The 25,742-nt window shown below is 68.3% G+C and carries 19 protein-coding genes; 13 read left to right on the top strand and 6 right to left on the bottom strand.

Annotation, left to right across the window (positions count from 1 at the left end):
• Positions 1–6 precede the first annotated feature (6 nt).
• The 3 genes from AC07XB_RS06100 to phhA all read right to left on the bottom strand — a co-directional run bounded on the left by AC07XB_RS06100 (position 7) and on the right by phhA (position 2,262).
• Entirely contained in the window at positions 7–711 is a 705-nt protein-coding gene (locus tag AC07XB_RS06100) for a response regulator transcription factor (RefSeq protein WP_492827612.1), read from the bottom strand.
• Positions 712–855: 144 nt separating this feature from the next.
• Entirely contained in the window at positions 856–1,173 is a 318-nt protein-coding gene (locus AC07XB_RS06095; protein WP_253929198.1) for a 4a-hydroxytetrahydrobiopterin dehydratase, read from the bottom strand.
• 156 nt (positions 1,174–1,329) lie between these two features.
• A complete protein-coding gene (phhA, locus tag AC07XB_RS06090; RefSeq protein WP_492827645.1) occupies positions 1,330–2,262 on the bottom strand; it encodes a phenylalanine 4-monooxygenase in 933 nt (310 codons plus the stop codon).
• 290 nt (positions 2,263–2,552) lie between these two features.
• Here phhA and AC07XB_RS06085 point away from each other — a divergent pair, with 290 nt between their 5' ends.
• From AC07XB_RS06085 to pbpC, 4 genes are all read left to right on the top strand, one after another.
• The gene (locus tag AC07XB_RS06085) at positions 2,553–3,032 is read left to right on the top strand and encodes an Lrp/AsnC family transcriptional regulator (RefSeq protein WP_150987569.1); all 480 of its coding nucleotides are present in this window, start codon (positions 2,553–2,555) and stop codon (positions 3,030–3,032) included.
• An 88-nt stretch (positions 3,033–3,120) separates the two neighbouring features.
• Positions 3,121–9,150, top strand: coding sequence for an alpha-2-macroglobulin family protein (locus AC07XB_RS06080; protein ID WP_492827614.1), 6,030 nt, complete (start codon positions 3,121–3,123; stop codon positions 9,148–9,150).
• Positions 9,147–9,848, top strand: a complete 702-nt coding sequence (locus tag AC07XB_RS06075; protein ID WP_492827616.1) for a lysoplasmalogenase — start codon at positions 9,147–9,149, stop codon at positions 9,846–9,848. Before AC07XB_RS06080 ends, AC07XB_RS06075 begins: the two co-directional genes overlap by 4 nt.
• On the top strand, positions 9,845–12,052 hold the full coding sequence (gene pbpC / locus AC07XB_RS06070) for a penicillin-binding protein 1C (RefSeq protein WP_492827618.1): 2,208 nt from the start codon (positions 9,845–9,847) through the stop codon (positions 12,050–12,052). Before AC07XB_RS06075 ends, pbpC begins: the two co-directional genes overlap by 4 nt.
• Here the strand turns inward: pbpC and AC07XB_RS06065 are convergent, their stop codons facing one another.
• Entirely contained in the window at positions 12,053–12,979 is a 927-nt protein-coding gene (locus AC07XB_RS06065; protein WP_492375420.1) for a LysR family transcriptional regulator, read from the bottom strand.
• Between the two features lie 55 nt (positions 12,980–13,034).
• Entirely contained in the window at positions 13,035–14,579 is a 1,545-nt protein-coding gene (locus AC07XB_RS06060) for an MFS transporter (protein ID WP_492827621.1), read from the bottom strand.
• 185 nt (positions 14,580–14,764) lie between these two features.
• Here AC07XB_RS06060 and AC07XB_RS06055 point away from each other — a divergent pair, with 185 nt between their 5' ends.
• The 4 genes from AC07XB_RS06055 (at position 14,765) to AC07XB_RS06040 (ending at position 18,815) form a co-directional block, all read left to right on the top strand.
• Positions 14,765–15,655 (top strand): LysR family transcriptional regulator, encoded by an 891-nt coding sequence (locus tag AC07XB_RS06055; protein ID WP_492827623.1) that lies wholly within the window; start codon positions 14,765–14,767, stop codon positions 15,653–15,655.
• A 152-nt stretch (positions 15,656–15,807) separates the two neighbouring features.
• A complete protein-coding gene (locus AC07XB_RS06050; protein WP_492827625.1) occupies positions 15,808–16,812 on the top strand; it encodes an aldo/keto reductase in 1,005 nt (334 codons plus the stop codon).
• Between the two features lie 85 nt (positions 16,813–16,897).
• Positions 16,898–17,857, top strand: coding sequence for a delta(1)-pyrroline-2-carboxylate reductase family protein (locus AC07XB_RS06045; RefSeq protein ID WP_492827627.1), 960 nt, complete (start codon positions 16,898–16,900; stop codon positions 17,855–17,857).
• A 229-nt stretch (positions 17,858–18,086) separates the two neighbouring features.
• On the top strand, positions 18,087–18,815 hold the full coding sequence (locus AC07XB_RS06040) for an OmpW/AlkL family protein (RefSeq protein ID WP_492827629.1): 729 nt from the start codon (positions 18,087–18,089) through the stop codon (positions 18,813–18,815).
• A 66-nt stretch (positions 18,816–18,881) separates the two neighbouring features.
• Here the strand turns inward: AC07XB_RS06040 and AC07XB_RS06035 are convergent, their stop codons facing one another.
• Entirely contained in the window at positions 18,882–19,094 is a 213-nt protein-coding gene (locus AC07XB_RS06035; RefSeq protein ID WP_043350852.1) for a heavy-metal-associated domain-containing protein, read from the bottom strand.
• Positions 19,095–19,357: 263 nt separating this feature from the next.
• Between AC07XB_RS06035 and AC07XB_RS06030 the strand changes: the two genes are divergently transcribed.
• The 5 genes from AC07XB_RS06030 to AC07XB_RS06010 all read left to right on the top strand — a co-directional run.
• Positions 19,358–21,838 carry a heavy metal translocating P-type ATPase gene (locus AC07XB_RS06030; protein WP_492827631.1) on the top strand — a complete coding sequence of 827 codons (2,481 nt, stop codon included), beginning with the start codon at positions 19,358–19,360 and terminating at the stop codon, positions 21,836–21,838.
• Entirely contained in the window at positions 21,835–22,335 is a 501-nt protein-coding gene (gene cueR, locus AC07XB_RS06025; RefSeq protein WP_492827633.1) for a Cu(I)-responsive transcriptional regulator, read from the top strand. Before AC07XB_RS06030 ends, cueR begins: the two co-directional genes overlap by 4 nt.
• Positions 22,336–22,385: 50 nt before the next feature.
• Positions 22,386–23,333, top strand: a complete 948-nt coding sequence (locus AC07XB_RS06020; RefSeq protein ID WP_492375428.1) for an alpha/beta hydrolase — start codon at positions 22,386–22,388, stop codon at positions 23,331–23,333.
• 170 nt (positions 23,334–23,503) lie between these two features.
• Positions 23,504–25,204, top strand: coding sequence for a GMC family oxidoreductase (locus AC07XB_RS06015; RefSeq protein WP_492827635.1), 1,701 nt, complete (start codon positions 23,504–23,506; stop codon positions 25,202–25,204).
• A 391-nt stretch (positions 25,205–25,595) separates the two neighbouring features.
• Positions 25,596–25,742 (top strand): ATP-binding cassette domain-containing protein (locus AC07XB_RS06010; protein ID WP_492387248.1); only part of this gene is annotated, 147 nt, incomplete at its 3' end.

Genomic DNA, 25,742 nt, shown 5'->3' with positions numbered 1-25,742 from the left:
GCGGCGTCAGGTGCCGGCGCGGATCTGCAACAGGTAGCCGAAGCCGCGCACGGTCACGATCTCCACGTCGCATTCTTCAAGCTTCTTGCGCACGCGGTGCACGTAGACCTCGATGGCGGTATCGCCGACCGTGTCGCCGCCTTCCCCTGCGGGATGGGCGAAAGTGGCGAGGTGGTCCTGCAGCTGCGCCTTGCTGACCACACGGCCCTGGCGCTGCAGCAGCAGCTCCAGCACGGCGAATTCGCGCGGCGAGAGCTCCAGCGGCTTGCCATCGATGAACATGCGGCGGTCGTTGCCCGACAGGCGTAGCCGGCCGAGCCGCACGTCGCGCTCGGGCGCGGCCTCGCCGTGCTGGCTGCGGCGCAGCAAGACGCGCACGCGCGCCTCCAGCTCGGGCAGGGCGAAGGGCTTGACCAGGTAGTCGTCGGCGCCGGCGTTCAGGCCGGAGAGCTTGTCTTCGAGTTCGTCGCGCGCGGTCAGGATGATGACCGGCGTGGTGCGGTTGCGGGCGCGGTAGCGCGCCAGCAGGGTCATGCCGTCGATGCCGGGCAGGCCCAGGTCGAGGATCACCAGGTCGTGTTGTTCGCGCAGCAGGTGCTCGGCGGCGTAGACGCCATCGTGCACCACGCGCACCTGATGGCCGGCTTGGGCCAGGCCGGCTTCGACGCCACTGGCGATCTGACGGTCGTCCTCGATCAGAAGGATACGCATGGTGGCAGGCTGGGAGGCTGGAAAGGGATCGGGAGAGTAACGAAAGTTACAAACGGTCAGCCACCGATTGTACAGCGCACGACCGCCAGCGAGCTTTCGGTTTGCCTACAGTCTCCAGCGTGTCCCGCCTTGCCGCATGCGTACTCAGGCTTTCGCCAGCGAAGCAGCCGCGCGGTCCATGAAGGCGGCCAGGTCGGTGTCGCGCCGGGTCAGGCCGTTGGCGTCATGGGTGGACAGGGTGACGTCGACCCGGTTGTAGACGTTGAACCACTCCGGATGGTGGTCGGCCTTTTCCGCGGCCAGCGCCACGCGCGTCATGAAGGCGAAGGCAGCGTTGAAGTCGGCAAAGGTAAAGCGCTTGTGGATCGCATCGCGGTCATCGACGGTGCTCCAGCCGGGCAGGCTGGCCAGCAGCGGTGCACGTTCTTCAAGCGTTAGGGGCACGACAGGCGCAGGGGACATGATGGGCTCGATGGTCGAAAAGGAAGTTGGCAAGGGTCAATGCCGGCCCGCCGGCTCGGCCTCCCGGCCCTTGCGATGTGCATTGAGGCGGAGGCGGAGCGGGCACGCCGTCATTGTTTCACAAAGGGCGCGCGCGGGTAGCGAGGGTAGCGCGTGTCAGACGTCGCCGCTGTCGGCCCAGCCTTCGCGCGAGCCGCGCTGGAGCACGAGGTCGGATTGCCCCACGTCGCCCGCGCCCAGCGTGGGCTGTGTGCGCAGTTCCTCATACAGCGGCGCAAAGTCGGGGCGGGTGGCGTCGAACAGTTGATCGAAGCTGTCGATCACGAAGTACGTCTTCTGGAAAGTGTCGATGCGGTAGCGCGTGCGCATGATGCGCCGCACATCGAAGCCGATGCGGTTGGGGCTGGCCGAGTCCAGGCTGTAGATCGATTCGCCCTGGCTCGACAGGATGCCCGCGCCGTAGATGCGCAGGCCTTCCGGTGTGCGGATCAGGCCGAATTCCACGGTGTACCAGTACAGCCGCGCCAGCATGTCGAGCGCGCCCAGCGAGGCGGCCTTGAGCCCGCCCTTGCCGTAGGCCTCCATGTAGTTGGCAAAGACCGGGTTGATCAGCAGCGGCACATGGCCGAACACATCGTGGAAGCAGTCGGGCTCCTGCAGGTAATCGAGCTGCTCGGGCTTGCGCATCCACCAGCTGGCGGGAAAGCGGCGGTTGGCCAGGTGCTCGAAGAACACGGCATCCGGCACCAGGCCGGGCACCGCCACCACCTGCCAGCCAGTGGCGCGCATCAGGGTTTCGTTGAGCTGGTCGAAGCTGGGCACGCGGTCGCGCCCCATGCCCAGCGTGGACAGGCCTTGCAGGAACTCATCGCAGACGCGGCCGCGCAGCATCGAGGCCTGTCGGTCATAGAGCTTGGCCCACACCGCGTGGTCGGTGTCCGTATAGCGGTCCAGTGGCTGCGCGATGCTGAAATCGGGGCGCAATTCCTGGCCGGACAGCAGGCCGGCGTCGAATTGTTCCTTGAGCTTGTCGGTCAGGGTGCCGGAAAAGCTGGCCTGGGCGTCGCCAGCGTGGGTGGCGGTAGCCATTGCGTCCATGATGTTTTATCTCCTGCAGATTTACCGCACAGTTTAGCGAGGAGGTGACGCGAATGGCCCGCAAAAGCGGCTTGGTTTCGTCAGGTGATGCATCAAGTACGCAAAAATTTGGTATTGTTTGCGGGAAATATGCGCGGGTGCGCTGCCAGTGACAATCGGCGTGCCGACAGGCGGCGGCGGGGGTAGCATTCCTACCCGCAGGCCTGGTGCACAACAAGAAGCGATTCCGACTCGACTAACGCGTCGAACGTGTCCAAGGCGACCAAAGCGACCGAAGCGACATGACCATGATCAATCTCGACCCATTCGACCTCGCGCTGCTGGCAGCGTTGCAGACCGACGGCCGCTCCACCCACCAGCAGCTCGCCGAGCGCATTCATCTCTCACCCAGCCAGATCGGGCGTCGGCTCGCGCGGCTGGAGGCCGACGGCGTGATCACCGGCTACCGCGTGGTGCTCTCGCCGCCATCGCTCGGGCTTGGCGTGCTGGTGTTCACCAGCGTCAAGCTGGCCCATCACGGCGACACCATTGTCGAGCGCTTCCGCGAGGACATCCTGCTGCTGGAAGAAGTGCAGGAGTGCTACTCCGTGGCGGGCGAGGCCGACTACCTGCTGCGCATCATGGTGCCCGACCTGCCGACGCTGGCTGAATTCACGATGAAGAAGCTCATGCGCGTGCCGGGTGTGGAAAGCGTGCGTTCCAACATCGTGCTGACCGCGCTCAAGCGCGACGGGCCGTTGCCACTGTCGCATTTGCGCTAGCCGACGGGCCGCTCGCAGCGCGCGCGGGCTTGCGCTTGCCATCGGCGCATGTCACCCTCGCCGGGTGCCGTAATCGGGAGGGGGCAGGATGACGCAGATCGTCGCGCGGATGGACAAGCGTGAGAGACGTGAGATACGTGGGTACTGGTGGGCCGCCGCGGCCTGCCTGCAGGCAGTGTTGGCGACGATGCCGGGCTCCGGCCAGGCAGCGCAGGTGGTCCGCTTCTCGCCGGAGGGCGAGGTCGCTCGCGTGCGGCAGGTGGCGATCCGCTTCGACGAAGCCATGGTGCCGCTGGGCGACCTGCAGGCGAGCCCGCCCGCCACGGTGTCCTGCAAAGGCAGCGCGATCACCGGACAGGCACGCTGGATCGACGCGAAGAACTGGGCATTCGATTTTGCGCGCGACCTGCCGCCAGGCGTCAAATGCACGGTGCGCATGGCGGCCGGCCTCAAGAGCGAGGCCGGCAAGGCATACACCGGCAAGCCGGAGTATCGCTTCGAGACCGGCGGGCCCACCGTGGTCTCCGCGCGTCCCGGCGGCGGTGAGATCGAAGAGGACCAGGTCTTTGCGCTGCGCTTCAACGGCCCGGCCACCGCCGACTCGGTGCGCAACGCCACCTGGTGCCAGGCGCAAGGCCTGGGCGAGCGCATCCCCGTGCGTCTCGTCGCCGGCAAGGAGCGCGACGCCGTGCTGGGCGCGCTGCACTGGAAGCTGAAGGCCGACGAGGTGGATGCCGTCCACCTGCTGGCCTGCCAGCAGCGCCTGCCGTCCGGCGCACGCATGCAGCTGGTGCTGGGCAGCGGCGTCGCCACGCCTTCGGGGCTGGCCACGCGCGACGAACGGCGCTTCGACTACACCGTGCGCGAGCCCTTCACCGCGAGCTTTACCTGCGAGCGAGAGCGCGCGCAGTCGCCCTGCACGCCATTGCGGCCGATCTCGCTGTCGTTCTCCGCGCCGATCTCGCGCAAGGACGCCGAGCATATCCTGCTCAATACGCCGAAAGGCCCGCGCGCCCCGCAGTTCGAGCCGGAAGCGGCGCGCGACGCGCCCGTCAGCAGTGTCAGCTTCAAGCCACCCTTTGCCGAGAAGGCCGAGTTCACGTTGTCTGTACCCGCTGGCCTGAAGGATGACAGCGGCCGCGTGCTGTCCAATGCCGAGCTCTTCCCGCTCAAGGTGGGCATGGCCGCGATGCCGCCGCTGGCGAAATTCTCGGCCGCGCCGTTCGGCGTGCTCGAGCGTTTTGGCGAGCTGCCCAAGGGCAAGCCAGCGGCCGACTATCCGGCGCTGCTGCCGGTGACGCTGCGCAATGTCGAGGCCGACCTGCCGGTGCAAGGCGTGCGCGCGCAAGCCGGCACGGTACGCCGCCTGAAGGTGGACGACGATGGCGCGGTACTGCGCTGGTACGGGCTGGTTCGCCGGCTGCACGAAGGCAGCTGGACGCGCGGCGAGCTTGATGCCATTCTCGCCGGCCGCTCGCCGTCCGCGGTCAACAACCCGCGCAATGCGCCTTCCATCGAGACCCGCTCCATCTCGCTGCTCGATGGCGTGGCCGGTGCGCGCAAGCTCGCCATTCCGCAACTGGTTGAGCCGGGCGGCAAGGCGCCACGCCCGTTCGAGGTGGTCGGCATTCCCCTGCCCGAAGCCGGCTTTCATGTGGTGGAGATCGCTTCGCCGATGCTGGGCGAGGCGCTGCTCGGCAAGCCGGCGCCCATGTACGTGCGCACCGCCGCGCTGGTGACCAACCTCGGCGTGCATTTCAAGCTCGCGCGAGGCCCCGGCAAGATGACCGCGCTGGCGTGGGTCACTACGCTCGACGATGGCAAGCCGGTGGCCAACGCCGCGGTGGCGCTGCGCGATTGCAGCGGCAAGCTGCTGGCCTCGGGCCGCACCGATGCCGCCGGGCTGGCGAGTTTCAACGGCCTGGACGACGTGCGCGAGCGCAGTTGCGACGACACCGGGCTGTCCGGCTATTTCGTTTCGGCACGCATCGCCGCGGACCATCCGCAGGCACGCGGCCAGGCCGACATGGCCTTCGTGATGTCCGACTGGAACCAGGGCATCGAGAGCTGGCGCTTCAACGTGCCGACCGACACCAGCGCGGTGCCGGACGTGCGCGTCCACACCATCTTCGATCGTACCTTGCTGCGTGCCGGCGAGACCGTGTCGATGAAGCACATGATCCGCACCGAGACTGCGAATGGCTTCGCATTGCCGGGCGCGGGCGATCCCTTGCCAGAGAAGCTGGTCATCCAGCATGAAGGCAGTGGCCAGACTTACGAGCAGCCGGTGCAATGGCGCAGCACTGCTACCGGTGGGCGCAGCGCCGAAAGCACGTTCGCGATTCCCGCGGCGGCGAAGCTGGGCGTCTATACGGTGTCGTTCAGCGATGCGAAGGACCGTGTGCTGGACAGCGGCAGCTTCCGCGTCGAGGCCTTCCGCCTGCCGGTGCTGGCGGGCACGCTCAAGGCCGGCGGCGGCGGGGCGCTGGTGGCGCCGCCCGAGGTGCCGCTCAACCTGGAAGTGCACTACGTGTCGGGTGGCGGCGCGGCAGGCTTGCCGGTGCAGGTGTCGGTGCTGCTGCGCGACAAGTACGTGCGCTTTGCCGACTACGACAGCTATGCCTTCGCCCCGCCGCGCAAGCCGCAAAAGGACAGCAGTGGCGATGAGGACGAGGGCGAGGACGGCAATGCGCAGCGCGACGACGCGCAGAAGCTGGTGGCCGACAAGCTGCCGCTCAAGCTCGACAAGAACGGCGGCGGCACGCTGACCCTCAAGAACATGCCGCGGCTCGAGGCACCCAAGGACCTGGTGGTGGAGTCGGGCTTTGCCGACCCCAATGGCGAGATCCAGACGCTGCGCCAGACCGTGCCGATGTGGCCGGCGGGTGTGGTGGCAGGCATCCGCACCGAGAGCTGGGTCTCGGTCAAGCAGAAGCTTCCCGTGCATGCCGTGGCGCTCGATCCGCAGGGGCGGCCGCAGGCCAACGTGCCGATCTCGCTGCGCGCGCAGGTGCGCATCACCACCTCGGTGCGCAAGCGCGTGGTGGGCGGTTTCTATCGCTACGACAACCGCAACGAGAACAAGGACCTGGGCATCGTGTGCGAGGGCCGAACGGATGCGCAAGGCCGCATGCAATGCGACGTGACGCTGCTCGAGGCCGGCCAGGTGGAACTGATCGCGCAGGCTCGGGATAACGCGGGACGTGTATCGCAGGCCGCCACCTCGGTCTGGGTGACGCGCCAGGGCGAGCTGTGGTTCGGCGGCGAGAACAACGACCGCATCGATCTGCTGCCCGAAAAGAAGGCCTACGCGCCGGGCGAGACCGCCGTGTTTCAGGTGCGCATGCCGTTCCGCCACGCCACCGCGCTGGTGGCGGTGGAGCGCGAGGGGGTGCTGGAGACCAGCGTGGTGGAGCTCAACGGGCGCGATCCCACGGTGCGGGTCAAGGTAAGGCCGGAGTGGGGCCCCAATGTGTATGTGTCGGTGCTGGCGTTGCGTGGACGCTTGCGCGAGGTGCCCTGGTATTCGTTCTTCACCTGGGGCTGGCGCCAGCCAACCGAGTGGTGGCAGGCGTTTCGCAGCGAGGGCCGCGAGTACGCCGCGCCGAGCGCGCTGGTGGACCTGTCCAAGCCGGCATTCCGCCTCGGGCTGGCGGAGATCCGCGTGGGCAACGAGGGCTACAAGCTCGACGTGAAGGTGACGCCCGACAAGACGAGCTACCCCGTGCGCGGCAAGGCGCAGGTAGCGGTGCAGGTGAAGCTGCCCGACGGCAAGCCTGCCGCCAATGGCGAAGTCGCGCTTGCCGCGGTGGATGAAGCCCTGCTGGAGCTGATGCCGAACACGAGCTGGGATCTGCTCGACGCCATGCTGCGCCGGCGCAGCTATGGCGTGGAGACCGCCACCGCGCAGATGGAAATCATCGGCCGGCGCCACTATGGCCGCAAGGCCGTGCCGGCGGGCGGCGGCGGCGGCAAGAGCCCGACCCGCGAGCTGTTCGATACCTTGCTGCTGTGGAATCCGCGCGTGCAGCTCGACAGCGAAGGGCGCGCCACGCTGACGGTGCCGCTCAACGATTCGCTCACGCGATTCCGCATTGTGGCCGTGGCCGACCTGGGCGTGGGCCGCTTCGGCAATGGCAGCGCCACCATTGCTGCCACGCAGGACCTGCAGCTGATCTCGGGACTGCCGCCGCTGGTGCGCGAGGAAGACCGCTATCGCGCCATGTTTACGCTGCGCAATACCACGCAGCGCGCGATGACGGTGCAGGCCGTGGCGCGTGTGAGCCCGCCGGGACAATCCGCGCAGCCGCAGGCGCTGGCCGCGCAGACAGTAGAGATTCCCGCGGGCGAATCGCGCGAGGTCGGCTGGGATGCGGCCGCGCCGCTGTTGCCGGCGGGCTCGTCGGCCCAGGACGGCATGGTGCAGTGGGAGGTGGAAGCGACCGAGGCCGGCAAGACGGGCGGCGCCAGCGACCGCGTCAAGCTCTCGCAGCAACTGGTGCCGGCGGTGCCGCTCACCGTGCAGCAAGCCACGTTGGCGCAGCTCGCGCCAAACCTGTCGGTGCCGGTACGCGCACCGCAGGGCGCGCTGGCCGATGGCGCGGGCCAGCCTCGCGGTGGCCTGCAGGTGAACCTGCAAGCCTCGCTGGCAGGCGGCATGCCGGGCGTGCGCGAGTGGTTCCGCAACTATCCGTTCTCGTGCCTGGAGCAGCGTGCCTCGCGCGCGATCGGGCTGGGCGATGCGGCGCAGTGGAATGCACTGACTACGCAACTGCCCGGCTATCTCGACAACGACGGGCTGGCCTCGTATTTCCCGCTGCAAAACGACGGCAACGCCGGCAGCGAGGTGCTGACCGCCTACCTGCTGGCGGTGTCCGACGAAGCCGTGCGCGCGGGGCTGCCGCTGCGCCTGCCCGACGAAACGCGGGCCCGCATGGAAAGCGGATTGGCCGCGTTCATCGAAGGCCGCATCAAGCGCGAACGCTGGGCACCGACGCAGGATCTGGAAGTGCGCAAGCTGGCCGCGCTAGAGGCGCTCTCGCGCAGCGGGCACGCGCAGGCGCGCATGCTGGGTTCGATCCAGATCCTGCCGGCGCAGTGGCCCACCTCCGCGCTGCTCGACTGGATTGCCGTGCTGTCGCGCGTGCAGGATATCCCGCAGCGCGACGAGCGCCTGGCGCAAGCGCAGCAGATCCTGCGCTCGCGGCTGACCGTGCAAGGCACGCGGCTGGCGTTTTCCACCGAGCGCGACGACAACTGGTGGTGGCTGATGAGCGGCGGCGATCTCAACGCCGCGCGCCTGCTGGCCTTGTCGCTCGACCTGCCCGGCTGGAAGGACGAAAGCGCGCAACTCGCTACCGGCTTGCTCGGCCGGCAGATGCGCGGCGCCTGGGGCACGACCACGGCCAACGCCTGGGGCTCGCTGGCGATCACGCGCTTTGCGCAAGCCTTCGAGAAGACGCCGGTGTCGGGCGCCACGCGCGTGACGCTGGAGGGGGTGCCCGATGCATCGCGCAGCTTCGACTGGGCGCGCGCCGGGAAGGTGGATGGCGTGGCAAGCGGCAGCATCAGCCTGCCGTGGCCACGCGCGGGCGAGTCCGCCACGCTGCAGGCCGTGCAGCAAGGCGCCGGCAAACCCTGGGCCACGGTGCGCGCGCTGGCGGCGGTGCCGCTGGCCGCGCCGCTCTCGGCGGGCTACCGCATCACGCGCAGCGTGACGGCGGTGGAGCAGGCGGTGGCCGGCAAGTGGTCGCGCGGCGACACGTATCGCGTGAAGCTGGAGATCGATGCGCAGGCCGACATGACCTGGGTGGTGGTGAGCGACCCGGTGCCCGCCGGCGCCACCATCCTCGGCAGCGGCCTCGGGCGCGACTCGGAGATCGCCACGCGCGGCGAGCGGCGCAAGGGTGCATGGCCTGCGTTCACCGAGCGCACGCCGCAGGCCTTCCGTGAGTATTACGCCTACATGCCGCGCGGCAGTGCCACGGTGGAATACACCGTGCGCCTGAACAATGCCGGCGAGTTCGCTTTGCCGCCCACCCGGGTCGAGGCGATGTACGCGCCGGATGTATTCGGCGCGCAACCCAATGCCAGACTGACCGTAGGAGCACGCCCTTGAGCTGGCTTGCAATGATGATGCCCGCGCGGGTGCGCGAGTGGTGGCTGGCCGGCACCATGGCCGGCCTGGTCTACGGCGGCCTGCTGGTCACCGTCGCGATGGACTCGCCGCCAGGCGCGCCGTTGAACGGGCAGATCGCCTTCCAGCCTTTGTGGAAGACTGCCATGGCGCTGCTGCTGGTACGCGCCGCGCACTTCCATCCCTTGCGCCGCGAGCGGCGCTGGCTGATGGCGGCGCTGCTGTTCTCCGCGCTGGGGGACTTTCTGTTGGCGATGCCGTGGCTGTCATTCTCCTTCATCGGCGGCCTTGGGGCTTTCCTGATCGCGCACTTCGCTTACCTCGGCTTGTTCGTGCCCATGGCGGGCGACGGGCGCGCGCATCGCCTGATTGCTTGCGGTGTGGTCGTGGGCGCGGCCGGCGTGATGCTCGCGCGCTTCTGGCCCAATCTGGGCACGTTGGCGGTGCCGGTCTCGGTCTATGTCGGCGCGCTCGCGGCGATGGCCTGCGCCGCGTTGCTGGCGCAACTGCCGACGCCGCTGGCGGCAATCGGTGCGCTGTGTTTCGCCGTGTCTGACGGCTTGCTTGGCACCGCCCGGTTCCTCGTGCCGTTCGATACCTTTGCGCTCGGCATCTGGTGGACCTACGCGGCCGCACAAGTGCTGCTGGTGGCCGGCGTGGCGGCCGGGCGGGACAAATGAAGGCGGGCCTGCGCGCGCTAGCCGTGATGGCCTGCGTGGCCTGTGCGCCCGCGCATGCGCTTGCGCTTGCGTCCTTCGACAGCGTGCGCGCCAGCTGGCGCAGCGCGGATGTGGTGGTGCTCGACCGTCATGGCGAAACCCTGTCCCGCGTGCGCGACGATTTCCGTGCGCGCCGCGGCGACTGGGTCACGCTGGCGGAGATATCGCCCGCGGTGCGCACCGCTATCGTGCTGTCGGAGGACCGCCGCTTTTATGCGCACAGCGGCGTGGACTGGCAGGGCGTCGCCGCTGCCGCGTGGGCCAACCTGTGGAACACGCGCACACGCGGCGCCTCCACCCTGACCATGCAGCTCGCCGGCTTGCTCGACGAGGACCTGCGGCGAGCCGACGGCGGCCGCAGCGCGAGCCAGAAGATGGCGCAGGCCGTGCGTGCGACGGCACTGGAGCGCAACTGGAGCAAGGACCAGATCCTCGAGGCGTATCTCAACCTGGTGCCGTTTCGCGGCGAGCTGGTCGGCCTGTCCGCGCTGTCGCAGGCGCTGTTCGGCAAGTATCCGAGCGGCCTCGACGCACGCGAGGCGGCGCTGGCGGTGGCGCTGGTGCGTGCGCCCAACGCGCGTGCGCCGCAGGTGGCGCAGCGCGCGTGCGGCATCCTGCGCGAGCAACAATTGCCCAAGGCATGCGATGGGCTGGACGGCTTCGCGCAACTGGCGCTGCTGCGCAGCAGCGGCAGCACCGCAGGCTCAGCATCGACGCAGAACCTCACGCCGAACCTCGCGCCGCATCTGGCGCGCTTACTGGTATCGCAAGCCCGCGTCGCCGGCCCGGTGCCTGCCACCATCACGTCCACGCTCGATGCCGGCCTGCAACGCATCGCCACGGCGAGCCTGGATCGACATCTGCGCGAGCTTGCCGGGCGCAATGTGGAAGACGGCGCCGTGGTGGTGATCGACAACGCGAGTGGCGACGTGCTGGCCTATGTGGGTTCGTCTGGCGCGTTGTCGGCGGCCGCGCAGGTCGACCACGCGGCCGCGCCGCGCCAGGCCGGATCCACGCTCAAGCCGTTTCTCTATGAGCAGGCGCTGGAGGCACGGCGGCTGACCACGGCATCGCTGCTGGACGACCGGCCTGTCAACCTGCCCACGGGCGGCGGCGGGGGTCTCTATGTGCCGCAGAACTATGACCGGCAGTATGCGGGCTGGGTGAGCATGCGGGCCGCGCTGGCGTCGTCGTTGAACGTGCCCGCGGTGCGCACGCTGGTGATGGTCACGCCGTATCGCTTTCACCAGCGGCTGACCGCGCTCGGCTTGCCGCTGGCGCAGGCCGGCGATTACTACGGCTACAGCCTTGCGCTGGGCAGCGCCGATGTGCCGCTGGTCGCGCTTACCAATGCCTATCGCGCCTTCGCCAACGGTGGGCGTTTTGCGGGCGTGCGGCTGCGCGCCGATGCACCGCCAGTGACCGTGCGCGCGGTGATGTCGCCTGCGGCAAGCTATCTGGTTGCCGACGTGCTGTCGGATCGCCACGCGCGGGCGCGCACGTTTGGCCTGGACAGCCCGCTGACCACGCGCTTCTGGACCGCGGTCAAGACGGGCACGTCGAAGGACATGCGCGACAACTGGTGCGTGGGCTGGTCGCAGCGCTACACGGTTGGCGTGTGGGTGGGAAACGCCAGCGGCGCAAGCATGCATGAGGTCTCGGGTGTGTCCGGCGCCGCGCCGGTGTGGCACGAGATCATGGAGGCGCTGCACCGCTCGGTGCCGAGCGTGGCGCCGGCCATGCCCGCCGGCGTGGAGCGTGTGCCGTTGCGCTTCGCCGACGATCTCGAGCCCGCGCGCGATGAGGTCTTCCTCGCGGGTACCGCCATGCGCGTTGTCAACATTGCCAGCGCGGATAGCGTGCGTGCCACCAAGGATCGCGTCACTGCCATCGCCAGCCCTGCCGACGGCACCGTGTTCGCGCTCGATCCCGATATCCCGCCGGCGGCGCAGCGCGTCTGGTTCCATGCCGAGGGCGTCAGCGGACAGACCGCGCGACGCGTGAGCTGGCGCATCGACGGCAAGCCGCTGGGGCGCGGCGGCCAGCTCTCCTGGCTGCCCTGGCCGGGCCGGCACGAAGTGGAGTTGCTGGATGCCGCGGGCAAGGTGGTTGACCGTATCGGCATCGAAGTGCGCGGCGCCGTAGCCAAGGCGCCGCGCCGCTGATTACGCTGGCGCGAGCGGTGCGCGCGCCTTGAGGAAGTCGACGAACACGCGCAGCTTGGCCGGCATCAGCAGGCGGCCCGGGTAGTAGAGGTAGAAGCCATCGAACGGCGGCAGCCAGTCGTCCAGCACCGTGACCAGCTGGCCCGAGGCGAGAGGCGCGTGCAGCAAGGCCTCGAACTCGTAAAGCAGGCCGAGCCCGGCGAGCGCTGCCTGGTGCAGCAGGGCCTTGTCATTGGCGATCAGCGCGACGCCGGTATCGACCGTGGCCTGGCGCGCGGCGTGCATGAACTCCCAGCGATAGACCTGGCCCGCGGGGCCGAAGCGGTAGTGCAGGCAGGCATGCGCCTGCAGGTCGCGCGGCAGCTTCGGCTCGCCATGGCGCGTGAAGTAGTCCGGCGTGCCGGCCACCACCATGCGCATCGGGCCGGTGATGGGAATCGCCACCATATCGCGCTGCAGTGCTTCGCCCAGGCGCAGGCCTGCATCGAATCCCTCCGCGATCAGGTCGGTAAAGCGGTCGTCGACGGCCACGTCGACGCAGATCGACGGATAGAGCCGCATGAACTCCACCAGCACCGGTTGCAGCGCGGTGGCCGCAGCCGAGTATGAGGTGGTGATGCGCAACGTGCCGGCGGGCATTTCGCGCTGCTGGCGCGCGTCGTCGGCCGCAGCCCCGATCTCCGTCAGCGCGGGCTCCACGCGGGCCAGCAGCGCGGCGCCGGCTTCGGACAGGCCGACCCGGCGCGTGGTCCGTTGCAGCAAGCGTACGCCCAGGCGCTGCTCAAGCTGGCGGATGGTCTGCGAGATGGCCGATGGGCTGACCGCCAGCGCGGCGGCGGCGGCGGTGAAGCTGCCCAGGCGCGCCACGCGGACGAAGGCGGCCATGGCGGGCAGCAGGTCGGGGTCAAGGGAGACGTCAGGCTTCATGGTGCGGCGAGAGTAGCATGGCGCGCCTTGCCGCGAAGCATGCGGCGACGCGTCGCTAACGCAAGGCTTCTGGCGCGGATACTGACAGATGCGGCAACCGTGAATGGCTGAGCAAGGCAAATACCAATGCCGCCGACGCAACGGTGATCGCTGCGAGGATATACAGCAGGAGCCGGAAGGCATCGCCATAGCCTTGCACCAGTGCCTGCTCGCTCGCCTGCGGCAGCAGGGCCATGGCGCGGGGCAGGTCGCCCATGGCGAGGCGGTGCGCGGCTTGCGCCAGCGCGGCCGAGGGCGCAGTGGCGATGGCGTGCAGCCTGGACTGGGCAAGCCCGGCAAGCATGGCGCCAACGATGGCCAGGGCAATGCCTTCGCCCGCCACCCGCGTGGTGCTGAAGATGCCGGTGGCCATGCCCGCGCGCTCTTTGGGTACCACGCTGACGGCGAGGCCATCCATCAGGCCCCAGGGCAGGCTGATGCCAAGGCCAATCGCCAGCATGGGCAGCGCCAGCCCGGCGCTTGGCTGGCCCGGTGCGCATTGGGCCAGCCATAGCAGGCCGCCGGCGCACACCAGCAAGCCCAGGCCGCAGATCAGGCCGGCCGAGAGCCAGCGGGTCAGATGGCCGGCCAGCAGCGGCACCACCAGCATGGGTGCGGACAGTGCAATCATCATGCGGCCGGCTTCGATCGCGCTGTAGCCTTCGATGCCGATCAGGCGGACCGGCAGCAGCACTTGCAACACCACGTACGAATACGCGGGCGCGGCGGCCAGAAATTGCACGCCGACAAAGCGCGGATAGCGAAACAGCGACAGGTCCAGCATAGGCGCAGGCACGCGCTGCTCGATCATGACGAACGCCAGCATCAGCACGGCAGCGCTGGCCAGCAGCACGACCACCGGCACGCTGCCCCAGCCGCTGTCCGGTGCGCGCAGCACGGCATAGGTGAACAAGCTCAGCGCGCCGGTAAAGGTGCCCGCGCCTGGCCAGTCGAGCCCGCTGGCGGCGGGGTCGCGCGACTCGCGCATGCAGCACGCGCCCAGCACCACGGCGCAAATGGCGATCGCTGCCGCGCTCAGGAAGACGCTGCGCCAGCTGGCTTGCTCGATCAGCCATCCCGCCAGCACCGGCCCGAAAGCGAGTCCCACGCCGAACGTGGTGCCCAGCAAGCTGAACGCGCGGGTGGCGGCCTGCCCCTCGAACTCCTGCGCCAGCGCTGCCATGCCCCCGGCGAAGGCGGCGGCGCCAGCCACCCCTTGCGCTGCGCGCAGGCCATCCAGCCAGGCGATGTCGGGCGCTGCGGTGAGGGCGAGCGAGCTAAGCGCAAAGCCGGCAATGCCGGCGAGGAAGACGCGCTTGCGCCCGAAGCGGTCGGCCAGCGCGCCGGCTGCCATCAGGCAACTGCCAAAACACAGCATGAAGGCGTTGGTGACCCAGTTCAGCGCGATGGGGCTGCCGCCGAGATCGGCAGCGATCGCTGGCAAGGCCACCGCCGGGCCGGTGAAGCTCAGGGGCATGGCCAGCGCGGCGAGACAGACCGCGCCAAGGATCAATAGTTTTTGCGCCGTGGTGTGCGCGGCGTCAGGTGCAGCTTTGGGCATCGGGAGTCCGGGTTGGAGGGCGGGGCGGGCGTCGCACGTTGCTGGCGCCGATAGCACGTGGCTGTGGCCAATCGCGAAAGTGGACTAATGATAGGATGGCATTAATACGTCTTAAAGCACCTGGATTTCCGTGTTTTGCGGACAAAAATTCTCTAATGAAGCGGTATAGATAGTCATGAATCGTCATGGACAGTCTTAGTGGCCTGTACGCCTTTGTGCGCGCGGCGCAGACCCGGAGCTTCGTCGCGGCGGGACGGCTTCTCGGCGTCTCGCCATCGGCCATCGGCAAGAGCGTGATGCGGCTCGAGGCCAGGCTTGGCATCCGGCTGTTTCACCGCAGCACGCGGCAGATCCGGCTGACGGAAGAGGGCGCGCTTTTCTTCGAGCGCTGCCGCCGCATCCTCGAGGAAATCGACGACGCGGAACTGGAGTTGTCGCGGCTGCAGGAGGCGCCGCGCGGCCGGCTGCGCATCAGCGTCCCGGCGATCGGCTATCGCCTGTTGCTGCCCGAGCTGGCCACGTTTTGCGCTGCCTATCCGGAGATCGAGTTCGACCTGGATTTCAGCGACCGCATGGTGGACGTGGTGGAGGAGGGCTTCGACCTGGTGATCCGCAGCGGCGAGTTGGTGGATTCCCAGCTGATGGCGCGGCGCCTGCGGCCTTTTCGCCAGGTGGTGTGCGCCGCGCCGGACTACTTCGCGCGGCGTGGCATGCCCAGGCGGCCGAAGGACCTGGAGCAGCATGTTTGCCTGCGCTATCGTTTCCCCTCCAGCGGGAAACTGCAGGATTGGGTGTTGACGCAGGATGCCGAAGGCGAGGAAGTGCGTTTGCCGGGCTCGTTCGCCTTGAACAACATCGAAGGCGTGCTGGCCGCGGCGATCGGCGGCCTGGGCATTTGCTACGTGCCGGATTTCGTGGCGCAGGAGGCGCTGCACGACCAGCGGCTGGTGACGGCGCTGAACACGTTCAACGTGGTGCAGGGCACCTTCTGGATGCTGTGGCCATCGAGCCGGCACATGCTGCCTAAGCTGCGGGTGCTGGTTGACTTCCTGTCCCGCGGGGAGAACCCGGGATGAGAGCCCATGGCCCTTCCCATCGCCCATGGTGTCCAGCTTAAGAGGGTAGCCCGATTGTGAAGCTGCGCTTCATGACGCATGCAGCGTAGCCGGCTGTTTCCGCGCCCCGGCCTTGGCGATACTGCCGAGGTTCCTCAACCAAGGAGTTCCGCATGACCGCACTACGCAAGCTGGGCCGGCATGGCCCACAAGTATTCCCGCTTGGCCTGGGCTGCATGGGCATGAGCGAGTTCTACGGCGCGCATGACGATGCCGAATCTATTCGCACTATCAATCACGCCATTGATAATGGTGTTAATTTTATCGATACGGCTGATATTTATGGCCCGTACACCAACGAGAGCCTGGTAGGCCGGGCCATCGCGGATCGCCGCGACAGCGTGGTGCTTGCGACCAAGTTCGGCATCGTGCGCGACGCCGCCAACCCGGTGGCGCGCGGCGTGGATGGCCGGCCCGAATATGTGCGAGCCAGCTGCGACGCCAGCCTCAAGCGGCTCGGGGTGGAGCATATCGACCTGTACTACCAGCACCGGGTCGATCCGCAGGTGCCCATCGAGGAAACCGTGGGCGCGATGGCGGAACTGGTGAAGGCGGGCAAGGTACGCTGGCTGGGACTGTCGGAGGCCGGCGCGCAGACCATCGAGCGCGCGCATGCCGTGCATCCCATCACCGCGCTGCAAAGCGAGTATTCGCTGTGGACGCGCGACGTGGAGGCGGGTGGCGACCAGAGCATTCTTGCTACGTGCCAGCGGCTCGGCATTGCCTTCGTGCCGTACAGCCCGCTGGGCCGGGGCTTCCTGACCGGTGCCATCCGCAGTCCTGAGGATTTCGCGCAGGACGATTACCGCCGTTCCAGCCCGCGTTTCATGGGTGAGAACTTCGCGCGCAACCTGGCGCTGGTCGACAAAGTGAACGCGCTGGCGCGCGACAAGGGCTGCAGCCCGGCGCAACTGGCGCTGGCGTGGGTGCTGGCGCGTGGCGAGATGCTGGTGCCGATTCCCGGCACGCGGCGCGTGGCCAACCTTGACGACAACCTTGGCGCGCTGGACGTGGTGCTGGACACGGCCGACATGGCGGCCATCGACGCCGTGTTCCCGGCAGACGCAGTAGCGGGTACGCGCTATCCGGGGCAGGTGATGTCCTTGCTGGCGCGCTGAACCGGCTGAACCTGTGGAGCGTGGGGGGCCGGTGGCGAGTTCGCCGATAATCCAGCATCGCGAACCGCCTCCGGAGTCACCCGTCATGTCCGTTGCCCTGCTAGACGCCGCCCAGACCGCGGTCCGCCTGCCTTACCCCGCGCTGGCCGGCGCCATTGCCGCCATGCTGGCCGAGCTGCGCGCGGGCACGGCCATGGCGCCGCCGCGCATTGCGTTGCCTGTTGGGGACCCCGCCGGCGGGGAAGGCACGCTGCTGGTGATGCCGGCGCGCAACCGGGAGCTGGTGATGACCAAGAACATCACCGTGCACCCCGGCAATCCGCAACGCGGCCTGCCCAATATCCTCGGCGAGGTGGTGGTGGCCGACGCCCATACGGGACGCCGGCTGGCGCTGCTGGACGGGCCCACCGTGACGGGCCGGCGCACCGCCGCCGTGTCATTGCTGGCGGCGCAGAGCTTCGCGCCGGATCCCGCTGGCGAGCTGTTGATCGTCGGTGCTGGCGTGCAGGCGCTGACCCATCTGGAAGCCTTCGCCGCCGGCCTCTCGCCGCGCCGGGTGTGGCTGCATTCGCGCACGGCCGCCAAGGCCGAAGCCCTCGCCGCGCATGCGCGCACGCTGGGCGTGGAGGCGCAGACGGTGGATGACGTGCGCAAGGTCCTGCCGCGCGTGTCGATGGTGGTGACGGTGACGTCCAGCCTGGTGCCGGTGCTGCCGGACCTGGATAGCGGGCTGTGGCGCGACGATCATTTCATCGCCGCGGTGGGCGCGTTCCGCCCGGAGATGTGCGAGCTGCCGCCGGCGCTTTGCCAGGCGGCCTCGGCGCACGGCCGGCTGCTGGCCGACACCTTGTTCGGCATCGAGGAGGAGGCGGGCGACCTGCTGCAGGCGGGCATCGCTTGGTCCACCGTGCAGCCGTTCGAGCACGCGATCCTCGCCGCGGACGCACTGCGCGCGCGCCGCGGCAGCCCGCTGGTCTTCAAGAGTGTCGGTTACGCCCTGTGGGACCTGGCCGCGTGCGTGCTGGCGAGCGCCGGCACAGCGTAATTCCCTTGCCACGAGTAGGCCTATACCGTGCAGTAGGTTTTTGTCCGGCGAGCGTCGCAAATTGCATACGGTTTCGCCGACCGATTTGGCTCGTTTGCCCGCTTTTTTAATGGTTAACCCGTGATTTAGGGGCGGGCTTCTACAAAAGTGTTAAGCGTTTGAAACAGACGGGTCACACCAGACGGGATAATGCCTGCCTCGGGTAGAGAGTTAATAAGGAGCAAGAGGCATGTCCCCCAAGAAGATCCTGCTGGCCAGCGTAGCCATGCTGATTGCTGGCGCCGCGCAAGCGCAGAGCGCCGGCAGCAATATTGTCAGCCTGGGCTGGTTCCGCGTGATGCCGACGAGTTCGGCCGATGCGCTGGTCGTCGATAGCATCGGTGGCTTCCCCGTCAACCAGACCGAAGCCGGCACGAGTGCCAAGATCAAGTCCGCGGATACGCTTGGCATCGCGTTCACGCACTTCTTTACCGACAATATCGCAGGCGAAATCGTGGCGGGGATTCCGCCGAAGCACGACGTAGAGGGCGCTGGCACGTTTGCCAAATACGGCACGCTGGGCAATGTGAAGCAATGGAGCCCGGCGGTATTGGTGAAGTACTACTTCGGGGAAGCGAAGACCAAGTTCCGCCCCTACGTGGGCCTTGGCGTGAACTACACGTGGTTCACCGACGAGACCATCAACAACCAGACTTTCGTGCGCTCCGAGTTTGGTCCGAACGCCAAGATGACCGCGAGCGCCAAGAGCTCGTGGAATCCGGTGTTCAATGTCGGCGCGAACTACGCCATCACCGATAACTGGTTCGTTGGCCTGTCGGTGTCCTACCTGCCGCTATCCAGCACGGCCACGCTTACCACGCAGAACGCGGGCGCGGCAGGCAATGCTACCGTTGTGTCGCATACCAAGATCAAGATCGATCCGGTCGTGACCTACCTGAACGTCGGGTACCGCTTCTAAGCGGCTCGCCAGACGACAAAACGGGCGCCATCGCTGGCGCCCGTTTTGCTTTGTGCCGCTTCTGGCTCAGCCCGCGGCCTGGGTGCTGCCCTTGACGGGATAGCCTGCAGCCTCGATGGCTTCGCGCAGCGCTTGGCCGCTGGCGGTGGCTTCTACCGTGACTGCCTGCGCGGGGATGTCGGCCGACACCTTCGCGGCGGGATCGAGTGCTTGCACGGCGCGGGTGATGGCGCCCACGCAATGGCCGCACGACATGCCTTCAACCTGGAACTGGATCATCTGGAATCTCCTGTTTGTACCTGGGGTAAGGAATCAAGGTGAGCATCCGGCCGTCCAAAAAGCGTACCTGTCGCTGCGCTGGCCGGGCCGGACTTCGGTCTACCCCTGAAGTTTGCACCTTCCCACCGTGGGAAGCGCAAGGCCTTTTCCAGACGTTCTCGCGTTCTGCACGTGATGAATGCGTTGCTTGCGCGCGGGCTTGACCTTCCCAACATGGTAAGGTCCATGATGTGGTTGTCATCACTGTGGACCCGATCCCTGCCATGCCCGCTAACTCCCAACTCCTTCCCGTACCCGGCGCAGCAGCAGGCGCGCCGCCCTCCGAATGGCGGCTGCCGATCGGCGGCATGACGTGCGCCTCGTGCGTGCGGCGCGTCGAGACCGCGCTGGGCAAGGTGCCTGGCGTGCGCCAGGTCGCCGTCAACCTCGCCACCGAAGAAGCCACGCTGCAGGCCGATAGCGCTGCCGTGCTGCCGGCCGCCGCCGAGGCCGTGAGGGCTGCCGGCTACGAGGTGCCGCACCAGGCCATGACCTTGTCCATCAGCGACATGACGTGCGCTTCCTGCGTGGCCCGCGTCGAGCGTGCGCTGAAGGCCGTGGCCGGCGTGGTGGATGCGCAGGTCAACCTGGCGACGGAGCAGGCTGAGGTGACCGTGCTGCGTGGTGCCGTGGATGCCGATGCGCTGGCCGCTGCGGTGGCGCGCGCCGGTTATGGCGCGGTGACGGTCACCGGCGAATTGCCGGCTGGGGCGGTGCCTGGCGAAGGCTTCTGGTCTGGGCCATGGCCGGTGGCGATCTCGGCGGCGCTATCGTTGCCGCTGGTGGCGCCCATGGTGGCCGAATGGTTCGGCGTGCACTGGATGCTGCCGGCCTGGGTGCAGTGGCTGCTGGCCACGCCGGTGCAGTTCGTGTTTGGCTGGCGTTTCTACAAGGCTGGCTTCAAGGCGGTGCGCGCGGGCGCGGGCAACATGGATCTGCTGGTCGCGCTCGGCACCTCGGCGGCTTATGGCTTGTCCTTGTGGCTGATGTGGCGTGGCGCGGACGATATGCCGCACCTGTACTTCGAGAGCGCGGCAGTGGTCATCACGCTGGTGCGCCTGGGCAAGTGGCTGGAAACCCGCGCCAAGCGCCAGACGGCGGACGCCATCCGCGCGCTGGCCGCGCTGCGCCCCGATAGCGCGATCGTGCGCCGCGACGGCGCGGAGATGAGCGTGCCGCTGGGCTCGGTGCGGGTCGGCGATGAGATCGTGGTGCTGCCGGGCGCACGCGTGCCCGTGGATGCCAAGGTGATCGAAGGCAGCAGCCATGCAGACGAATCCATGCTGACCGGCGAGAGCCTGCCGGTACCGAAGGCACCCGGCGCGCTGCTGACCGGCGGCGCCATCAACTACGAAGGCCGCCTGGTGGCGCGCACGGTGGCGGTGGGCGCGGAGACGGTGCTGGCGCGCATCATCCGCATGGTCGAGCACGCGCAAGCGGCCAAGGCGCCAATCCAGCGCATGGTCGACCGCGTGAGCTCGGTGTTCGTGCCGGTGGTACTGGGCATCGCGCTGGTCACGCTGCTAGGCTGGGGCCTGTTAGGCGGCAACTGGGAGGCAGCCTTGCTGAACGCGGTGGCGGTGCTGGTGATCGCCTGCCCGTGTGCGCTCGGCCTGGCCACGCCGACCGCGATCATGGCGGGCACGGGCGCGGGTGCGCGCGCCGGCATCCTGATCAAGGACGCCGAGGCGCTGGAAGTGGCGCACCGGGTCAAGGTGGTGGCCTTCGACAAGACTGGCACGCTCACGGTGGGTAAGCCGGAAGTGGTGGCGCTGGCGGTGCCGGCAGGTGCCGGTGACGATGACGATGCAGAGCCACGCTTGCTGGCGCGTCTGGCCGCGCTGCAGGCCGGCAGCGAGCATCCGCTGGCGCACGCGGTGCTGGCAGCGGCCCGCGCGCGCGGCATCCACGCGCCGACGGCTACCGATGTGCGTGCATTGCCCGGCATGGGCTTGTCCGGCAAGGTCGATGGCGTGGCATTGCAGCTTGGCAGCGAGCGCCTGCGTGCCTCGCTGGGCGCAGCGGCGGGTACCCTCGAAGCGCAGGCGCAGGCACTGCAGCAAGCGGGCCGCACCGTGTCCTGGCTGATCGAGACGGGCGCGGCGCGGGATGCGTCGCCCGCGCAAAACCGCGTGGTGGGGCTGGTTGCCTTTGGCGACGCCATCAAGCCTGGTGCGCGGCGCGCGATCGAGCGGCTGCGCGCCGCCGGCGTGCGCACGGTGATGCTGTCCGGCGACAACCGGGGCGCCGCCGCGCGCGTGGCCCAGACGCTGGGGCTGGACGAGGTGCAGGCGGAAGTACTGCCGGCCGACAAGGCCGAGCGAGTGAATGGGCTCAAGGCGGGCGGCACCGTGGTGGCCATGGTTGGCGACGGCATCAACGATGCGCCGGCCCTGGCCGCGGCGGATGTCGGCATCGCCATGTCGACCGGCACCGATGTGGCCATGCATGCCGCCGGCATCACGCTGATGCGCGGGGACCCGGCGCTGGTGGCCGACGCACTGGCGATTTCGCACCGCACCGTGCGCAAGATTCGCGAGAACCTGTTCTGGGCCTTCTTCTACAATGTGATCGGCATCCCGCTGGCGGCGGCCGGCCTGCTCAACCCGGTAGTGGCCGGCGCGGCCATGGCATTCTCCAGCGTGAGCGTGGTCGGCAATGCGCTGCTGCTGCGGCGCTGGAAGCCGGCGGGAGAGCAAGCATGAATGTCGGCAGGAATATCGGCGAAGCGGCACAGGCTTCCGGCGTCTCCGCGAAGATGATCCGGCACTACGAGTCCATCGGCCTGCTGGCGCCACCGCCGCGCAGCGAGGGCGGCTACCGCCGCTACGACGAGCGCGCGGTGCACACCTTGCGCTTCGTGCGGCGTGCCCGTAATCTCGGGTTCTCGCTGGACGAGATACGCGGGCTGCTGTCGCTGTGGCACGACCGCGCGCGGGCCAGCGCCGACGTCAAGGCGCTTACCTTGCGCCACGTGGCGGACCTGGAGCAGCGCATTGCCGAACTTGCCGCCATGCGCGACACGCTGCGCCAGCTGGCCGAGGCCTGCAGCGGCGATGCGCGGCCCGACTGCCCGATCCTGGCCGATATGGCGCAGGCAGGATTCGGCCTGGCGGCGGAGCAAGCGGATGCGGGCGGCAACAACGATGGCGCGGTGCCGGCCTGCCATCGTCACGGCGAGGACAGCACCGCGGCCTCCTAGTCAGGGAAGGCTGGCGGCATCGTAGCGGAACACAGATGGAGATCAACCGAATGGATCGACCGAGTACCGCTGCTTGCGCCGAGCCGGCCGACGTCGGCGCCGATGGCGCCGGCCCTGCCGCGGCGGCCCCCGCGCGGCCCGTCACCCCCATCGAAAGCCGCCAGCGCATGCGCGACGGCACGGAACTGTTCCTGCGCACCTGGCAGCCCGATCCCGAGCTGTTCCCGGAACCTGCCGGTTCGCTATTGCTGGTGCACGGCCTGGCCGAGCATTGCGGGCGCTACCAGCACGTGGCGGAGCTGTTGTGCGGCCTGGGCTTGCGTGTGCGCGCCTACGACCAGCGCGGCCATGGCGCCAGCGGCGGTCCGCGCATGGTGGCGGAGCATCCGGATGTGTTCGTCGAAGACCTCACCGAAATCCACGACGCCGCGGTGGGCCAGTGGCAGGAGCTGCCGTTCCTGCTGGGGCACAGCATGGGCGGGCTGGTGGCCGCGTGCTTCGCCACCGCGCGCGTGCGGCCCATCCGCGCGCTCGTGCTGTCATCGCCGGCGCTGGCCTTGAGGCTGTCCGCCCCGATGCTGGCCCTGCACCGCATGCTGCTGACGCTGGTGCCGCGCCTGCGCGTGCCCAACCCGATCGATGCGCGCTACCTGTCGCACGACGCCGCGGTGGTGGCGCAGTATCGCGCCGATCCGCTGGTGCAGGGCACCATCAGCGCTGGCGTGCTGGAGACTTTTGTGCGCGGCATGGCGCAGGCGCAAACCGACGCGCCCCTGCTGGAAGCACCCATGCTGATGCTGGTGGCGGGCGACGATCGCATCGTCGATCCGGCCGGCAGCCGCCGCTTCTTCGACAACGCGCCGCCCGACCTGCGCGACGCGCTCTGGTTCGACACCGGCTACCACGAGATCTTCAACGAGGCACAGCCGCTGCGCGGCGAGGTACTGGCCGCGCTCACCGGCTGGCTGCGCAAGCATCTGCAGCCGCAGGCGGCGTGAGCGCGCATGATGTGTCCCTGGCTGCCATCACCTGAACCATTGCGCGCAGCCATGGCCCAAGTTCGGCATGCCGCGCATGGACGCACGCATTTGCCATCCTGGCGGGATATTCCCGCGCGGGCTCATCATCAACCTTTCCAAACGTGGCGCAAGGCCTGACAAGAGAAAGCATGGAGACATACGACTACATCATCGTCGGCGCCGGATCGGCCGGCTGCGTGCTGGCCAACCGCCTGACCCAGGACCCTGAGGTGAGCGTGCTGCTGCTGGAAGCCGGCGGGCGCGACGACTACCACTGGATTCACATCCCGGTGGGCTACCTGTATTGCATCGGCAACCCGCGCACCGACTGGATGTACCGCACCGTGGCGCAAGCCGGCCTGGGCGGCCGCTCGCTGGGCTACCCGCGCGGCCGCGTGCTGGGTGGCTCGTCCTCGATCAACGGCATGATCTATATGCGTGGGCAGCGCGAAGACTATGACGACTGGGCGCGCCTGACGGGCGACGACGGCTGGCGCTGGGACAATGTGCTGCCGCTGTTCAAGCGCAGCGAGGACCATCATCGCGGCGGCGACGAATTCCACGGCGCAGGTGGCGAATGGCGGGTGGAAGGGCAGCGCTTGCGCTGGGACATCCTGGAGCGCTTTATCGATGCCGCCGAGCAGGCCGGCATCCCGCGTACCGATGACTTCAATCGCGGCGACAACTTTGGCGTGGGCTATTTCGAGGTCAACCAGCGCCGCGGCATTCGCTGGAATACCGCGAAGGCGTTTCTGCGCCGCGCGGCGGAACGGCCGAACCTGACGATCGTCACCGGCGCCCAGGTGAGCGCGCTGACGTTCGAGGGACGCCGCTGCAACGGCGTGGACTATCTCGGCGGCGGCAAGCCATTCACGGCGGCAGCGCGCGAGGAGGTCATCCTGGCAGCGGGCGCGGTCAATACGCCGCAGTTGCTGGAGCTGTCCGGCATCGGCCAGCCCGAGCGGCTGCAGGCGGCGGGCATCGCGGTGCGCCATGCGTTGCCTGGCGTGGGCGAAAACCTGCAGGACCACTTGCAGCTGCGCAGCGTGGTCAAGGTGGAGGGCGTGCGCACGCTCAACACGCGCGCGGGCAGCTGGTGGGGCAAGCTTGGCATCGGCCTGCAGTACGCGGTCAACCAGAGCGGCCCGATGAGCATGGCGCCGTCGCAGCTCGGTGCCTTCGCGCGCTCGGATGCATCGTATGCGCGGCCCAACCTCGAGTACCACGTGCAGCCGCTATCGCTCGACAAGTTCGGCGATCCGTTGCATCGCTTCAATGCGTTCACCGCCAGCGTGTGCAACCTGCGCCCGACCTCGCGCGGCAGTGTGCACATCGCCGATCCGGATTTCCGCCACGCGCCGGTGATCGCGCCCAACTATTTGACGACCGACGCGGACCGCAAGGTAGCGGCGGATTCGCTGAGGTTGACGCGGCGCATCGTGGCCTCGCCCGCGCTCGCGCCCTACAAGCCGCAGGAATGGCTGCCGGGCGCGGCGTTCGAGACCGACGAGCAACTGGCCCAGGCCGCGAGCGAGATCGGCACCACCATCTTCCATCCGGTGGGCACCTGCCGCATGGGCCGACCCGATGACCCGCAGGCCGTGGTGGACCAGCGCCTGCGCGTGATCGGCATTGATGGCTTGCGTGTGGTCGATGCATCGATCATGCCGCTGATCACCTCGGGCAACACCAACTCCCCGACCATCATGATCGCGGAGCGCGCCAGCGACATGATCCGCGAGGACCGGCGCCGGCGCGCGAGCGGCGTGGCGCAAGGGGGTGCGCAGGGCGCTGTTTCCCCGGCGGGGGCTTCGCTGGCCAGCAAAGCGGGGGCCACAACCCAGGCCTGAGTACGCCGCTTGTCGCGAACGCGCGGCAAACCTGACACCAACCTGACATCTGGTTCATGTTTCATAATCAGTGCAAACCCGGATGTTTTGCGACGCAGCAGACGCACACAATAGACGCCGAGATGCCGTGCAGCACCGCTCACATTGGCGCGCCCCCACAAGGGCGCGTCGCGCGTTCCGGGACGGGCGCGCACGGCGGACATCCAGGCAGCAATACAGGCAGCAAATAAATACAAGCAAATACAAGCGGCGCGAGAGCCGCAACAGCCACGGGGAGCGCAACTGGATTGGCGCGACCTGTGCGGTGGTGGTGCGACTGGCACCACAGTTCTGACCATTTGGCGGTGCCGACCAGAAGCCGGCGCCGCTGCAAGAGGGCGGGCAGGAGACCATGAATCAGCAAGAAACGATCCTGGAAACGCGGAACCTCACCAAGGAATTCAAGGGGTTCACCGCGGTAAGCGACGTCAACCTCAAGGTGCGGCGCGGCTCCATCCATGCCTTGATCGGCCCCAACGGCGCCGGCAAGACCACCTGC

The organism is Cupriavidus sp. GW821-FHT02F09 (assembly GCF_059421605.1).
Note: the sequence above shows the minus strand (reverse complement) of the source record. Positions and strands in the feature narration are given on the sequence as shown.

What these genes read in the sequence shown, in the direction of transcription:
- AC07XB_RS06100 (WP_492827612.1), bottom strand. Translation starts at nt 711, where the DNA reads ATGCGTATCCTTCTGATCGAGGACGACCGTCAGATCGCCAGTGGCGTC.
- AC07XB_RS06095 (WP_253929198.1), bottom strand. Translation starts at nt 1,173, where the DNA reads ATGTCCCCTGCGCCTGTCGTGCCCCTAACGCTTGAAGAACGTGCACCG.
- phhA (WP_492827645.1), bottom strand. Translation starts at nt 2,262, where the DNA reads ATGGCTACCGCCACCCACGCTGGCGACGCCCAGGCCAGCTTTTCCGGC.
- AC07XB_RS06085 (WP_150987569.1), top strand. Translation starts at nt 2,553, where the DNA reads ATGACCATGATCAATCTCGACCCATTCGACCTCGCGCTGCTGGCAGCG.
- AC07XB_RS06080 (WP_492827614.1), top strand. Translation starts at nt 3,121, where the DNA reads ATGACGCAGATCGTCGCGCGGATGGACAAGCGTGAGAGACGTGAGATA.
- pbpC (WP_492827618.1), top strand. Translation starts at nt 9,845, where the DNA reads ATGAAGGCGGGCCTGCGCGCGCTAGCCGTGATGGCCTGCGTGGCCTGT.
- AC07XB_RS06065 (WP_492375420.1), bottom strand. Translation starts at nt 12,979, where the DNA reads ATGAAGCCTGACGTCTCCCTTGACCCCGACCTGCTGCCCGCCATGGCC.
- AC07XB_RS06060 (WP_492827621.1), bottom strand. Translation starts at nt 14,579, where the DNA reads ATGCCCAAAGCTGCACCTGACGCCGCGCACACCACGGCGCAAAAACTA.
- AC07XB_RS06055 (WP_492827623.1), top strand. Translation starts at nt 14,765, where the DNA reads ATGGACAGTCTTAGTGGCCTGTACGCCTTTGTGCGCGCGGCGCAGACC.
- AC07XB_RS06050 (WP_492827625.1), top strand. Translation starts at nt 15,808, where the DNA reads ATGACCGCACTACGCAAGCTGGGCCGGCATGGCCCACAAGTATTCCCG.
- AC07XB_RS06045 (WP_492827627.1), top strand. Translation starts at nt 16,898, where the DNA reads ATGTCCGTTGCCCTGCTAGACGCCGCCCAGACCGCGGTCCGCCTGCCT.
- AC07XB_RS06040 (WP_492827629.1), top strand. Translation starts at nt 18,087, where the DNA reads ATGTCCCCCAAGAAGATCCTGCTGGCCAGCGTAGCCATGCTGATTGCT.
- AC07XB_RS06035 (WP_043350852.1), bottom strand. Translation starts at nt 19,094, where the DNA reads ATGATCCAGTTCCAGGTTGAAGGCATGTCGTGCGGCCATTGCGTGGGC.
- AC07XB_RS06030 (WP_492827631.1), top strand. Translation starts at nt 19,358, where the DNA reads ATGCCCGCTAACTCCCAACTCCTTCCCGTACCCGGCGCAGCAGCAGGC.
- cueR (WP_492827633.1), top strand. Translation starts at nt 21,835, where the DNA reads ATGAATGTCGGCAGGAATATCGGCGAAGCGGCACAGGCTTCCGGCGTC.
- AC07XB_RS06020 (WP_492375428.1), top strand. Translation starts at nt 22,386, where the DNA reads ATGGATCGACCGAGTACCGCTGCTTGCGCCGAGCCGGCCGACGTCGGC.
- AC07XB_RS06015 (WP_492827635.1), top strand. Translation starts at nt 23,504, where the DNA reads ATGGAGACATACGACTACATCATCGTCGGCGCCGGATCGGCCGGCTGC.